This is a genomic window from Microbacterium sp. 1S1 (genome assembly GCF_008271365.1).
GTDB lineage: Bacteria > Actinomycetota > Actinomycetes > Actinomycetales > Microbacteriaceae > Microbacterium.
In genome coordinates, this window is the sequence record NZ_CP043430.1 from 705,530 (window position 1) to 717,604 (window position 12,075).

Genomic DNA, 12,075 nt, shown 5'->3' on the forward strand with positions numbered 1-12,075 from the left:
GGATGACCGCCCAGACCGAGCCCCGCGCCGAGACACCCACCCGGTTGCGCCGCGCCATCACCGGCCCCCTCCTGTTCGCTTTCATCCTCGGCGACGTCCTCGGGGCCGGAATCTACGCGCTCATGGGCGTGCTGTCCGAGGACGTCGGCGGGCTGCTGTGGGCGCCGCTCATTCTCGCCCTCCTGCTCGCGCTGCTCACCGCCGGCTCCTACGCCGAGCTCGTCACCAAGTACCCGCGGGCGGGCGGTGCCGCAGTCTTCGCGGAGCGCGCCTTCCACAGCCCCCTGGTCTCCTTCCTCGTCGGCTTCAGCATGCTGGCGGCGGGCGTGACGAGCGCCGCCGGCCTCGCGATCGCCTTCTCCGGCGACTACCTCAGCACCTTCATCGATCTGCCGACCATCCCGGTCGCGATCGCCTTCCTGGCGATCGTCGGTCTGCTGAACGCCCGCGGCATCCGCGAGTCGATGGGCGCCAACCTCGTGATGACGGCGATCGAGCTCAGCGGCCTCGTGATCGTGATCGTCGTCGTCGCCGTGTTCGTCGGCGGCGGGGGCGGCGATCTGTCGCGCGCGACGCAGGCACCCGAGGGCGCCAACGTCGCCCTCGCCGTGCTGGCCGGCGCCGTGATCGCGTACTACTCCTTCGTCGGGTTCGAGACCTCCGCCAACATGATCGAAGAGGTCAAGGACCCGCGGCGGACCTACCCCCGCGCGCTGTTCGGCGCTCTCCTCACCGCCGGCGTCGTCTACGTCCTGGTCGGCCTCGCCAGCGCCGTCGCCCTCCCCGCGTCCCAGCTGCAGGAGTCGAGCGGCCCGCTGCTCGCCGTCGTGGAGGCCACCGGGGTGAGCATCCCATCCTGGCTGTTCAGCCTCATCGCCCTCATCGCGGTGGCCAACGGTGCCCTGCTGACCATGATCATGGTGAGCCGTCTCACCTACGGCATGGCAGAGCAGAACCTCCTGCCGTCCGTGCTCGGCCGCGTCCTGCCGAAGCGGAAGACGCCGTGGGTCGCGATCCTCACCACGACGCTCGTGGCGATGGGCCTCACTCTCGTCGGCGACCTCGCGACGCTCGCCGAGACGGTCGTCCTGCTGCTGCTCGTCGTCTTCCTCAGCGTGAACGTCTCGGTGCTGGTGCTGCGCCGCGACAAGGTCGAGCACGACCACTTCCGCGTGTGGACGTTCGTACCGGTGCTGGGTGTCGCCTCCTGCATCCTGCTCCTCACCCAGCAGCGCCCCCAGGTGTGGCTGTTCGGCGCCATCCTGCTGGCCGTCGGCGCTGTGCTCTACGCTCTCGCCCGATGGGGCCGCAGCCGTTCGAAGACCCTCGACACGAAGGAGAACCATGAGCACGCCTGACAACACCCCCGACGAGACGTTCGAGGAGAACCGTCGCGACCAGCTGACATCCGCCCCCGATGCCACGGAGGCCGACGCCGCACCGCGCGTGGACGTCTCGGAGCACGACGGCAACACGCGCATCGACATCCGCGACGACGCCGAGGTGCGCCCCGGCCCTGGTCCCGGAATGCCGGAGGCCGACGGCGAGGACTGACCCCGCCGTCGGCGCTACAGCCAGCCCTTGCGCTTGAACGCCGCGTAGAGCCCGAGGCCCATCGCCACCATCAGCAGCACAGCCATCGGGTAGCCGAGCACCCAGTGCAGCTCGGGCATGTGGTCGAAGTTCATGCCGTAGACGGTGCCGACCAGCGTCGGGGCGAAGAGGATGGCCGCCCACCCGGAGATCTTCTTCACCTCGTCGTTCTGGCGGATGCTGAGCTCCGTCATCCGGCGCATCTCGTCGTTCTGCCGTCGCGCGACGATGGTCGACTCGACCGTGAGCGCGTTGTCGAGCACGGAGCGGAAGGTCGTCGCCTTGTCGCTGACGCGCAGCGTGTGGTCGAGGACGTCGCGCAGGTAGCGCTGGAGTTCCTCGCTCACCCGGTATTTCTCCGAGCCGCGGAGCAACGCTTCGAGCATGCCGGCCAGCGGCTGCGTCGCCCGCTGGAAGTCGATCACCTCGCGGCCGAGGTCGTAGATCCGTTGGGTCGCGTCCGCGTCCTCCTCGAACAGCTGACTCTCGATCTCGTCGATGTCGTTCTCGAGTCCGGCGAGGACCGGGGAGTACTCGTCGACCACCTCGTCCAGGATCGCGTAGAGCACCGCCTCCGGGCCGTGGGCGAGCAGAGCGGGATCGGCCTCCAGTCGGCGGCGGACCCGGCCGAGGTCAGGCGACTCCGCGTGGCGGATGGTGACCACGAAGTCCGGTCCGACGAGCACGTGCACCTCGCCGAACTCGACCTCCTCGCGCTCGTCGAGGTAGCGGGCCGGACGCAGCACCATGAACAGGACGTCGCCGTACCGCTCCAGCTTCGCGCGCTGGTGCCCGGAGAGCGCGTCCTCGACGACCAGTTCGTGGATGCCGAACTCGTCGGCGACCGCCCGGATCTCCTCCGTACTTGGTCGGTAGAGCCCGATCCAGCCCATCCCCCGGCGCTCACGGATCCGCTCGAAGGTCTCACTCAGACTCTGCGGGTTCTCCGTGCGAACGCCGTCCACGTAGATCGCGTTGTCGACGATCGCCATGTCGACCCCCTGCTCGCCGAGCCCGCTCAGCCCGCCGGCGGGACGCAGGTGAGCGCGGAGTCGGTGATGGCCTTGTGGTACTGCTCCGCAGTGTAGGGCAGCCCGAACTCGGGAGCTGTCTCACCGGAGGCTGCGGGGGCCTTCGAGGCGATTCCGGCGAGCTCCCACGAGAGCTGCTGGGCGAACCGGGCCCCGCCCGTGGAGTCGTTCAGCACGACCGCCACCGTGAAGCCGGTCGCCGGGTCCGAGTACGCCGCGGTGGCGTACCCGGGCGTCCAGCCGTGCTGGCCGATCATCGATCCGACGAGGTAGGCACCGCCCGTCGCCTGGTACCAGGAAGGCGCTTTGTCGTAGGCGGGGAGCGGCGCTCCGAAGCGGTTCGGCTCGTCCTTGGTGCGGAGCACCTGCGCGGCCTCCGCCTGCATGTAGCGGCCGAGGTCGGTGATCGTGGAGACGGCGCCCGAGTCCGTGAAGCCGGTGCTGGACGACAGGGTGGTGATGTCGACGGGCGCGGCGCAGTTGAAGCCGCCCTCGACGGCGCTCATGTAGTGGCCCTTCAGGACCGGCCCGTCCGACGGCGGAGCGGCGGCGGGGGCGGGGAGGGAGGTCTCCGCCAGCCCGAGCGGCTCGGTGACGTACTCGGCGATGAGCTCGCGAGCGCTCATCCCGGACGCCCGCTCCAGGGCGAGCCCGAGGAGCAGGTATCCCGCGTCGGAGTCGCGGAACGTGGTCTGGGGAGCGACGCGGGACCGGCCGAGGCCGTACCCGGCGAGTTCGAGCGGAGCCCAGACCCGCTCCGGGGTGTTCAGCCACGCGCCCATGACCGTCGCCTCGGAGGAGCCGGCTCCGCTGGTCCCGTTGCAGAGGTCGACGAGGGTGATGTCGGCCATGTCGGCGACGCCCGAGACGTACTCCGGCACCTTCGCGTCGAGCTCCACGGTGCCCTCGTCCGCGAGGGCATAGAGGACATCGCAGGTCATGAGACGGGTGACGTCGGCGATGCGGAACGACATGTCGGTGGAGAGCTCGCCGCCCTCCGCCTTGTCCTGCGTGCCGGTCGCCGCCACCCAGGTCCCGCTCCACGGCACCCAGACACCGACGATGGCGCCGCTTGCGCCGGAGGCGGCGAGCGCGTTGTCGACGGCCCCCTGGAGCGCGGCGACCGTGTCGTCCGGCAGGGCGGCGTCGACCTGGGCGGGAGGCGTATAGCTGAAAGTGCCCTCGGAAGAGCATCCGGTGAGGACGAGACCGAGTACGGCCGCCGTGGCCGCTGCGGCGCGCCACCGGCGCGACGAGAGAAGCTGCATGTGTGGGAACCCCCGAAGACGTGTCCCCCGAGTCTAGAGCGCGGATGCTGAAAGTCGGCCCCGCGAGCCGTCGTAGGGTGTCCCTGTGCCCCACGACTTCGATGCCGACGTGATCGCCGCCGTCCTCCGCCACATGAACGGCGACCACACCGACGACAATCTGCTCATCGCCCGCGCCTTCTCGGAGCCACCGACGGACGACATCGACGCCGCCGTCATGACCGGGTTCGACGGGGAGGCCGGGGTCTGGGAGGTCTCGCGCGGCGGAACGCCGTCGGAGCTGCGCGTCCCGTGGCCCGGTGGCCCGATCACCGCGCGTCCGGAGGTGCGCCGCGAGGTCGTCGCCCTCTACGACGCCGCGTGCGCACGTCTCGGCGTGGAGCCGCGACCCCACGACTGACGACCCCGAAGCTCGGTCTTCCATCGAAGGTTAGGCTGCCCTTACACTGAAGCCATGCCCGAGATCCTCTCCTTCTCCGCCGCCCTCCGCGAGCGTTCCTCCAGCTCGCACTCGCGCAGCGAGACGGCCGGCTTCATGTCGGATCTGCTGAAGGGCGAAGGCTCGCGCGAGGACTACATCGCGCTGGTCGCACAGCACTACTTCATCTACGACGCCCTGGAGGAAGCCGGCGAGCACATGCGCCTGGACCCGGTCGCCTCCGTGTTCCTCAGCGACAAGCTCACCCGTCTTCCGGCGCTCGAGGCCGACCTGGCCTTCCTCCTCGGCCCCGAGTGGCGCGAGCGGATCGCCCCCCTCCCCACCACCCGGCGGTACGTGGAGCGCATCCGCCAGGTCGGCGCGACCTGGGCGGGTGGCTTCGTCGCCCATCACTACACCCGCTACCTCGGCGACCTCTCCGGCGGCATCTTCATCGGCCGGGTGATGGCGCGGCGCTTCGGCTTCGAGACGAACGGCATCGGCTTCTACCTGTTCGACGACATCGCCGACCCTTCCGCCTTCAAGGACGTCTACCGGGAGCAGCTCGACGCCGCCCCGTGGGACGAGGCCGAGCGAGAGCGCGTCATCGACGAGGTCCTCCTCGCCTACCGGTTCAACACCGAGCTCTTCGAGGACCTCGACCGCGCGCGCGTCGCGGCCTGACGCGACAACGGATCACGACCTCGGCAGTTCGGGCGTCGATGCCGCGAGCCACGCGTCCCGCATGAACCGCCGCACGTCCTCGTCCACCCGGATGTCGCTCGGCCGGAGCGGACGCGACAGGTAGAGTCCGTCGAGCGACGTGAGCCGGCTCAGCGCGACGTATGTCTGTCCCGGCGCGAACGCCCCGGAACCGAGGTCGATGACAGCGCGGTCGTAGGTCTTGCCCTGCGACTTGTGGATCGTCACCGCCCACGCGAGGCGCAACGGGAACTGGGTGAACTCGGCCACGACGTCGCGGGAGAGCTTCTTCGTGTTCGGGTCGTACGCGTATCGGAACCGTTCCCAGACAGCGGGCTCGACGTCGACCTCCTCGCCGTCGATCTCCACACGAACCGTCCCGCCGAGGATGCGGGTCACCGTGCCGATGGTGCCGTTCACCCAGCGCGGCGGTTCCCCGGTCATCGCCGTGTCGTTGCGCAGGAACATCACCTGCGCGCCGACCTTGAGCCGCAGTTCCGACTCGGCGGGCAGCGAGGCCTCTCCGCGCCCGAAGTCGCCGCTGACCTCCGCCCGCGCCGTCTGCTCCTTGCCCGGCAGTGCGGCGAGGTGGCGGCTGTTGATGCCGTTGACGATGTCGTTGCGGGTGGCCAGCGTGATCATGGGCACCTCGCCCGGCTCGGGCTCCGGAGGGGTCCTGGCGCCCTGTGCGTTGAGGATCCCGGCGATCTCCGCCGTCACGCGCCCGTAGCGGACGGCGTTGAGCATCGACTTGAACCCGTCGTCCGACTGCCGGTGGATCTGCACGAGCTCCCGGACGTGCAACTGCGCACGCGTGTCGACCTCGAACAGCGCCCCCTGCCCCCCTTGGGCCCCTGAACCTGCCGAAGGGTCTGAGCCCGTCGAAGGGCCGGCCCACACCTTCGCGTCGAAGAACCAGAACGAGCGGTAGTGGTCCTTCACGTACCGCGCCTCGTCTCCGCGCGGAGGGACGGGAGCGAGCTGATAGGGATCGCCGAACATCACGATCTGCACGCCGCCGAACGGCTCGCCCCGTCGCCCTCGCGCCTGGCGCAGCGACCGGTCCATCGCATCCATCAGGTCGGCGTTGACCATCGAGATCTCGTCGATCACCAGGGTTTCGATCGCGTTGAGGATGCGCCGGGTCGCGTCGTTCTGGTCGATGTCACCATCCCCGATGAGCCCGATCGGCAGCCGGAACAGCGAATGGATGGTCTGCCCCTCCACGTTCAGCGCCGCGACACCGGTGGGAGCGCAGATCGCGATCTGCTTCTTGGTGTTCCAGGCGAAGTGCTGCAGCAGCGTGGATTTGCCGGTTCCGGCGCGACCGGTGATGAAGACGTGCTCCCTGGTGTCCTCGATGAGCCGGAACAGCTCCTGCTGCTCCTCGGACAGGGCGGGAAGGGACACGGTGCTCACAGGCTCAAGGGGCGGACTCGGGACGCTCCCCCATGCTACGTGCCCGGTCCGGCGGGGGCCGGACGACGCTCGGCGTCCCCCCAGGACGCCCTCTTAGACTGACGCCATGGAGCGGGCCGTCACGCGCGCGCCCCGGCGGTCGAGCCTGGGCGCCGATCTGGCGATCCTCGCCGTCATCGGCGTCCTCCTCCTGGCTGCGATCGGAGCCGGCGGCGCGACGCTGTACCGGCAGTTCTACGGGCCGTCGGCCTTCGTCGTCCGCTATCTCGATCTGCTCTCCGAAGGCCGCGCCGCCGACGCGCTCCGGGTGCCCGGCGTCGCGATCGACCGCGAGACGCTCGACGAGGCGGGGATCGACCCTGCCGCCTCCGAGGCCATGCTGCGGCGCGCCGCCCTCGGGCCGCTCACCGACGTCGAGGTCGAGTCGGAGGCGCCCTCCGGTGACGGCACCGCCGTCACCGTGAGCTACCGTGCCGGCGGCCACACCGGGACGAGCACGTTCCACGTCGCCCAGGACGGCTGGGCGGGCGTGACGCCGAACTGGCGCTTCACGACCAGTCCGCTCGCGATCGTCGAGCTCACGGTGCGCGGCTCCGATCGCTTCGCGGTGAACGGGTTCGAGGTGGATCGCCGGCAGGTCTCCGCCGCTGGTCCCGCCGCGCAGCCGCTCGAGCCGCTGCCACTGCTCGTGTTCACTCCCGGCATCTACTCCGTCACGGTCGACACCGCCACCGCGGAGTCCAGCGGCCACGGCGTCCTCGCCGACACGCCCCTCGCGATCACGCCGCTCGACGTGCAGACCGAGCCCACCCCGGAGTTCGTGAAGGTCGTTCAGGAGCGCGTCGAGGAATTTCTCACCCAGTGCACGACGCAGGAAGTCCTGCAGCCCACTGCGTGCCCGTTCGGCCTCCGGGTCGAGAACAGGATCGCCGCGCCGCCGAAGTGGTCGATCGCCCAGCAGCCCGACATCATGGTCGCGCCCTCCGATGACGGGCACTGGCAGATCCCGCCCGCCAACGCCGTGGCGCACGTCGAGGTGGAGATCCAGTCCCTGTTCGACGGCTCCGTGGAACCGGTCTCCGAAGACGTCCCGTTCCGCGTGAACGGCTCCATCGCGATCCTGCCCGACGGCTCGGCCTCGATCCGCGTCGGCTCCCCGGACGACCCGGTGAAGTGACGCGGCCGCAGCGTCAGCGGCGCTCGCGCTCCGCGGCACGCTGATCCCGCGCGGCGAGGTCGGCGAGACGGGCGTTGTACTCCTCCAGCTCGGCGTCGCCCGTGCGGTCGGCATGCCGGTCCCGACGGCGCTGGAGCTTGGTGTCGCTGCGACTCCACTGGATCGCCACGGTGATGGCGAGGATCAGCGTCGGGATCTCGCCGATCGACCAGGCGATGCCACCGCCCACGTACTGATCCGTCATCGGGTCGGCGCCCCAGTCGCGGCCCATCGCGCCGAACCAGTCAGCGACCATGAGGCCCTCCTGCATCATGATCGCCATGCCGAAGAACGCGTGCATGGCCATGACCGCGATGAGCGTGATGAGCCGGCCGGGGTAGGGCAGCCGGTACGGCACCGGGTCCGCGCCGATCAGGCTCATCACGAACAGGTAGCCGGAGATCAGGAAGTGGATGACCATCCACTCGTGTCCGAGGTGCTCATACATCGACCAGCGCACGAGATCGGTGAAGTAGAAGGCCCAGAGCGAGACGATGAAGATCGCCGCCGCCACGAACGGATGGGTGACGACTCGGGCGAACGGCGAGTGCACGGCCCACATGATCCACTCACGGCCACCGCGCGTGCCGTCGTCGCGCTTGTGGATCGCGCGCAGCGCGAGGGTGATCGGCGCCCCGGACACCAGGAGCAGCGGGATCGCCATCGACAGCATCATGTGCCCCAGCATGTGCACGCTGAAGAGGTACTCCTGATAGGCGTTGATCGGTCCCCCGGTCACCCACACCAGCATGAGCATGCCGAGCACCCAGAACACGGTGCGGTGGATCGGCCAGCGGTCGCCGCGCACCCGCAGCCGGCGGACGCCCGCGAGATAGAGGAACAGTCCGAAGCCCGCCGCCACGAGCCACAGCACGTCGATGTCCCACGCGGTGAACCACCGCTCCAGCGTGAGCTCCGGCGGCAGGAGCGACCCGGTGAGGATCTGCGCCGGGGTCTGCGCGAACGCCGCGACCTCCCCCGTGGGCGGAGGCGTGCGAGCGAGGGCGGCCGCGGCACCCGAGGCCAGCCCCATGAGCGCCACCTCGCCCAGGACCAGAGCCCAGAACCACCGGGACGCCCTCTCGCCGCTGAGCTTCGGGATCAGGCGGGTGCGGTACCAGGCACCGAGCAGCCCCATCCCGACGAGCAGGACCGCCTTGACGACGACGATGAGACCGTAAGGGGTGGCCCACACCGCCTCCCAGCTCCCCACGGCCACGATCGAGCGCGTGAAGCCGGAGAGCGCCACGACCGCGAAGGCCGCGATGGCGAGGGAGGAGTACCGTCCGACGAGCGCGCCGAGGTCGAGCCCCTGCTGCCCGCGCAGGAGCACCAGCAGGAGCAGCCCGCCGAGCCAGACGGCGGCACCGACCGTGTGCAGGAGGATCGAGTTGACGGCCATGTTGTGGCCGTCGAGGTCGCCCGCGTGCCCCTGCGTCGCGAGCGGCAGGAACGACGCCGCGGCGAGAAGCGCGGTGAGCAGGGTGGGAGTCCACGTCCGCCAGGCGAACGCCAGCACCGTGATGACCGCGCCGAGGACGGTCGTGATGAGCCACGACTGCCCCAGCGGAAGCTCCAGCAGGAAGCGGCCGAGCTGCGAGCCGAACTCGCGCTCGATGCTGAGCTGCGGGTTGAAGGCCGCCATGAAGGAGAAGAAGCCGGCGAGTCCCGAGGAGACCGTGAAGACCGCGGCGCCGATCGAGGCGATGTTGAGAGCGGTGTCGAAGTTCCGCTCTCCCGCCCGCAGCCCGAAGAGCGCCAGCACGAGGGAGCCGAGCATGACCGCGCCCGCGAGGTTCATCACGAGTTTCGCGATCGGAGTGCCCCACAGGACCACGGGCCCCGGGTCCTGCAGCAGCGGCGGGTTGGCCCCTCCGCCGACCAGGAGCGCCCAGGTGAGGGCGACTCCGGCAGCGGCGAGGAGGATGACAATGCCGGCGAGACGATACGCCGACGTCGGGCGCGGGGTCTCGGTACGGGAACTCACCCCTCCAGCCTAGGCGCGCGCAGCAGGGAGAACGCACGAAGGCCGCCCCCGGATCGGAGGCGGCCTTCGAAAGGGTGCGGTCTTACTTGACGGCAGCCTTGAGCTTGGAACCGGCGGTCACCTTGACGCGCTTGCCGGCCGGGATCTTGATCTCGGCGCCGGTCTGCGGGTTGCGGCCCGTGCGGGCGGCGGTGTCGACCTGCTCGAACGAGATCCAGCCCGGGATGGAGACCTTGCTGCCCTTGGCGACAGCGTCGGAGACCGTGGCGAACAGCGAGTCGAGGACACCGGAGACGGTGGCCTGGCTCTGGCCGGTGGCGGAAGCGATGCTCGCGACGAGCTCGGTCTTGGTGATGGACTTGTCAGCCATGTCATCCTCCAGCGACGAAGGACCGTCGCATCGTGTGTGGGTGCGAGGAGCGGCTGCTCCCCGTTGGTCGTGTGACCGCCTCGAATGTACCAACGGCCACCCGGATTTCCGCGTCATTTCGCGGGTTTCGACCGATTTCACGGCGTGTCGCGCCACATTGGCCACTCGCGTCACAGGTTTCGGACGCCGGCTCAGGGGCCGTGCGCGTCGATCACGGCCCTCGCGGTCCCGGGTGAAAGCCGGGGTCACGCGGTCGTCGCCGTCGAGCCCGCGGCGGCTCCCGGCCCGTGAGTCGCCCGAACTCAGGCGCTCGCGCGGGGTTAGGCACTCCCCCACGTGCGCGCCTGATCCGGCGCGACCGCCTGTCTTCCGGACACGCAGAAGGGGCGAGGATCCGAAGATCCTCGCCCCTTCCGTGTCTGGAGACTTACCAGCTCGACTTGGTCACGCCGGGCAGCTCACCACGGTGCGCCATGTCACGGAAGCGGACACGCGAGATGCCGAACTTCGTGAGGACACCACGGGGGCGGCCGTCGATGACGTCGCGCGAACGCACGCGGGCCGGCGACGCGTTGCGCGGCAGCTTCTGCAGGCCGACGCGGGCGGCCTCGCGGGCCTCGTCGGTCGCGTTCGGGTCGACCAGGGTCTTCTTCAGCTCGGCACGACGCTCGGCGTAGCGCTCGACGATGACCTTGCGCTGCTCGTTGCGCGCGATCTTGCTCTTCTTAGCCATGGATCAACGCTCCTCTCGGAATTCGACGTGCTGACGGATGACCGGGTCGTACTTCTTCAGCACGAGGCGGTCGGGGGTGTTGCGGCGGTTCTTCTTGGTCACGTACGTGTAACCCGTACCCGCCGTCGAACGCAGCTTGATGATCGGACGGACGTCCTGAGCCTTCTTGGCCATTAGAGCTTCACACCCTTCGCCTGGAGGTCCTTGACGACGTTCTCGATGCCACGCGCGTCGATCACCTTGATGCCCTTGGCGGACACGTTGAGCGTGATCTTACGACCGAGCGAGGGCACGAAATAGGTCTTCTTCTGCACGTTCGGGTCGAAGCGACGCTTCGTCCGGCGGTGCGAGTGCGAGACGTTGTGACCGAAGCCGGGAACAGCTCCGGTCACCTGGCACACTGCTGCCATGATGATGACTCCTTCATTACCGTGAGACCGGACGGTCCCACCCAAGATCCCTTGTCTGCACGCGACTCCGCCTCGCGGCCCGTCGACAAGCTCGGGGATCGGTCTGGAGAGGAAGCATGCGAACTGCGCACAGGAGCGTGCGCAGACAAACAGTCAGTCTAGCACGGCCTCATCCCGTCCTTCGAATCGTCCGGGGGCTCGGCCTCAGCCCGCGACGGCACCGTTCGCGCGACTCGAAGCGTCGGCGGCACCGCGGCCCCACCGGAACGCGGAGACCGTGGGGTCGCCGGGGATCCAGAAGCGCCAGGGGAAGGCATCCGTTCCGGCGATGCCCGCCACCCCCACCCGCGGGCCCTGAGCCACCTCGGTCAACGGTTCACGGAGCCACAGCTCGGCCCTGGCGTCGTTCTGCGGCTCGCCGGTGATGGCGTCGACGCCGTCGTGGAGGGAGTGCCGCAGCCCCGCGGCCTGCCCGAGCCGTCCGGGCCCGCGCGCGAGGTCCCGCAGCGCGGTGCGGCCGAGCGGCAGTACGGCACGCCGCCGTCGGGCCGCTGCCTCCACCCCGGACACGACCTCCCCGGCACGCAGCAGCACCCCGTCGCCCTGCCCCTCGGGACCGCAGGCCACGTTGACGCAGGAGTGGATGCCGTGGCTCAGGTACACGTAGAGATGCCCCGGCTCGCCCCACATCGTGGCGTTCCGGGCCGTGCGCCCCATGCGCGCGTGGGACCCCGGGTCCGCCACCGACCCCGTGCCCTGTCCGTGATAGGCCTCCACCTCGGTGATCCGGATGCGGACCTCCGTGCGGCGTCCGTCCTCGAGGACCATCGTCCGCAGCTCCGCGCCGAGAAGGGTGGGGGCGACCTCGACGGCGGAACGCATCACGTCGTCGCGGGTCGCGCGACGCAGTGGCACGGCTTCCGTCATG

At 69.8% G+C, this 12,075-nt stretch carries 14 protein-coding genes; 5 read left to right on the top strand and 9 right to left on the bottom strand.

Translation table 11 applies throughout. The features are described 5' to 3' along the window. The first annotated feature begins 2 nt into the window (after window positions 1-2). Entirely contained in the window at window positions 3-1,358 is a 1,356-nt protein-coding gene (locus tag FY549_RS03580) for an APC family permease (protein ID WP_149083869.1), read from the top strand. After that, window positions 1,345-1,554, top strand: a complete 210-nt coding sequence (locus tag FY549_RS03585; protein ID WP_149083870.1) for a multidrug transporter — start codon at window positions 1,345-1,347, stop codon at window positions 1,552-1,554. Before FY549_RS03580 ends, FY549_RS03585 begins: the two co-directional genes overlap by 14 nt. Before the next feature lie 14 nt (window positions 1,555-1,568). On the opposite strand, the gene corA is transcribed toward FY549_RS03585, so the two are convergent. Together corA and FY549_RS03595 are read right to left on the bottom strand one after the other, a co-directional pair. Then, window positions 1,569-2,585 (bottom strand): magnesium/cobalt transporter CorA, encoded by a 1,017-nt coding sequence (gene corA / locus FY549_RS03590; protein WP_149083871.1) that lies wholly within the window; start codon window positions 2,583-2,585, stop codon window positions 1,569-1,571. 26 nt (window positions 2,586-2,611) lie between these two features. Further along, complete coding sequence (locus tag FY549_RS03595) at window positions 2,612-3,892, bottom strand: serine hydrolase domain-containing protein (RefSeq protein ID WP_149083872.1); 1,281 nt, start codon at window positions 3,890-3,892, stop codon at window positions 2,612-2,614. A gap of 85 nt (window positions 3,893-3,977) precedes the next feature. Here FY549_RS03595 and FY549_RS03600 point away from each other — a divergent pair, with 85 nt between their 5' ends. Further along, window positions 3,978-4,292, top strand: coding sequence for a DUF2470 domain-containing protein (locus FY549_RS03600; RefSeq protein ID WP_149083873.1), 315 nt, complete (start codon window positions 3,978-3,980; stop codon window positions 4,290-4,292). A gap of 54 nt (window positions 4,293-4,346) precedes the next feature. Beyond that, window positions 4,347-4,994 (top strand): heme oxygenase (biliverdin-producing), encoded by a 648-nt coding sequence (locus FY549_RS03605; RefSeq protein WP_149083874.1) that lies wholly within the window; start codon window positions 4,347-4,349, stop codon window positions 4,992-4,994. A 12-nt stretch (window positions 4,995-5,006) separates the two neighbouring features. On the opposite strand, the gene FY549_RS03610 is transcribed toward FY549_RS03605, so the two are convergent. Then, complete coding sequence (locus FY549_RS03610) at window positions 5,007-6,422, bottom strand: ATP-dependent RecD-like DNA helicase (RefSeq protein ID WP_149085973.1); 1,416 nt, start codon at window positions 6,420-6,422, stop codon at window positions 5,007-5,009. A 115-nt stretch (window positions 6,423-6,537) separates the two neighbouring features. On the opposite strand from FY549_RS03610, the gene FY549_RS03615 reads away from it, so the two are divergent. After that, the gene (locus FY549_RS03615) at window positions 6,538-7,608 is read left to right on the top strand and encodes a hypothetical protein (RefSeq protein ID WP_149083875.1); all 1,071 of its coding nucleotides are present in this window, start codon (window positions 6,538-6,540) and stop codon (window positions 7,606-7,608) included. 13 nt (window positions 7,609-7,621) lie between these two features. Here the strand turns inward: FY549_RS03615 and FY549_RS03620 are convergent, their stop codons facing one another. The 6 genes from FY549_RS03620 to FY549_RS03645 all read right to left on the bottom strand — a co-directional run bounded on the left by FY549_RS03620 (window position 7,622) and on the right by FY549_RS03645 (window position 12,074). Next, window positions 7,622-9,634 carry a cytochrome c oxidase assembly protein gene (locus tag FY549_RS03620; protein ID WP_149083876.1) on the bottom strand — a complete coding sequence of 671 codons (2,013 nt, stop codon included), beginning with the start codon at window positions 9,632-9,634 and terminating at the stop codon, window positions 7,622-7,624. A gap of 82 nt (window positions 9,635-9,716) precedes the next feature. Beyond that, the gene (locus FY549_RS03625) at window positions 9,717-10,004 is read right to left on the bottom strand and encodes an HU family DNA-binding protein (protein WP_017203554.1); all 288 of its coding nucleotides are present in this window, start codon (window positions 10,002-10,004) and stop codon (window positions 9,717-9,719) included. 427 nt (window positions 10,005-10,431) lie between these two features. Next, window positions 10,432-10,737, bottom strand: coding sequence for a 30S ribosomal protein S14 (rpsN, locus tag FY549_RS03630; protein WP_017829734.1), 306 nt, complete (start codon window positions 10,735-10,737; stop codon window positions 10,432-10,434). Between the two features lie 3 nt (window positions 10,738-10,740). After that, entirely contained in the window at window positions 10,741-10,911 is a 171-nt protein-coding gene (gene rpmG, locus FY549_RS03635) for a 50S ribosomal protein L33 (RefSeq protein WP_017203558.1), read from the bottom strand. Beyond that, complete coding sequence (rpmB, locus tag FY549_RS03640) at window positions 10,911-11,147, bottom strand: 50S ribosomal protein L28 (RefSeq protein WP_025102729.1); 237 nt, start codon at window positions 11,145-11,147, stop codon at window positions 10,911-10,913. The genes rpmG and rpmB overlap by 1 nt, the downstream gene beginning before the upstream one ends. 204 nt (window positions 11,148-11,351) lie before the next feature. Beyond that, complete coding sequence (locus tag FY549_RS03645) at window positions 11,352-12,074, bottom strand: DNA-3-methyladenine glycosylase (protein WP_149083877.1); 723 nt, start codon at window positions 12,072-12,074, stop codon at window positions 11,352-11,354. Window position 12,075: the final 1 nt, after the last annotated feature.

What these genes read in the sequence shown, in the direction of transcription:
- FY549_RS03595 (WP_149083872.1), bottom strand. Translation starts at nt 3,892, where the DNA reads ATGCAGCTTCTCTCGTCGCGCCGGTGGCGCGCCGCAGCGGCCACGGCG.
- FY549_RS03605 (WP_149083874.1), top strand. Translation starts at nt 4,347, where the DNA reads ATGCCCGAGATCCTCTCCTTCTCCGCCGCCCTCCGCGAGCGTTCCTCC.
- FY549_RS03585 (WP_149083870.1), top strand. Translation starts at nt 1,345, where the DNA reads ATGAGCACGCCTGACAACACCCCCGACGAGACGTTCGAGGAGAACCGT.
- FY549_RS03625 (WP_017203554.1), bottom strand. Translation starts at nt 10,004, where the DNA reads ATGGCTGACAAGTCCATCACCAAGACCGAGCTCGTCGCGAGCATCGCT.
- rpsN (WP_017829734.1), bottom strand. Translation starts at nt 10,737, where the DNA reads ATGGCTAAGAAGAGCAAGATCGCGCGCAACGAGCAGCGCAAGGTCATC.
- FY549_RS03580 (WP_149083869.1), top strand. Translation starts at nt 3, where the DNA reads ATGACCGCCCAGACCGAGCCCCGCGCCGAGACACCCACCCGGTTGCGC.
- corA (WP_149083871.1), bottom strand. Translation starts at nt 2,585, where the DNA reads ATGGCGATCGTCGACAACGCGATCTACGTGGACGGCGTTCGCACGGAG.
- rpmG (WP_017203558.1), bottom strand. Translation starts at nt 10,911, where the DNA reads ATGGCCAAGAAGGCTCAGGACGTCCGTCCGATCATCAAGCTGCGTTCG.
- FY549_RS03645 (WP_149083877.1), bottom strand. Translation starts at nt 12,074, where the DNA reads ATGACGGAAGCCGTGCCACTGCGTCGCGCGACCCGCGACGACGTGATG.
- rpmB (WP_025102729.1), bottom strand. Translation starts at nt 11,147, where the DNA reads ATGGCAGCAGTGTGCCAGGTGACCGGAGCTGTTCCCGGCTTCGGTCAC.
- FY549_RS03615 (WP_149083875.1), top strand. Translation starts at nt 6,538, where the DNA reads ATGGAGCGGGCCGTCACGCGCGCGCCCCGGCGGTCGAGCCTGGGCGCC.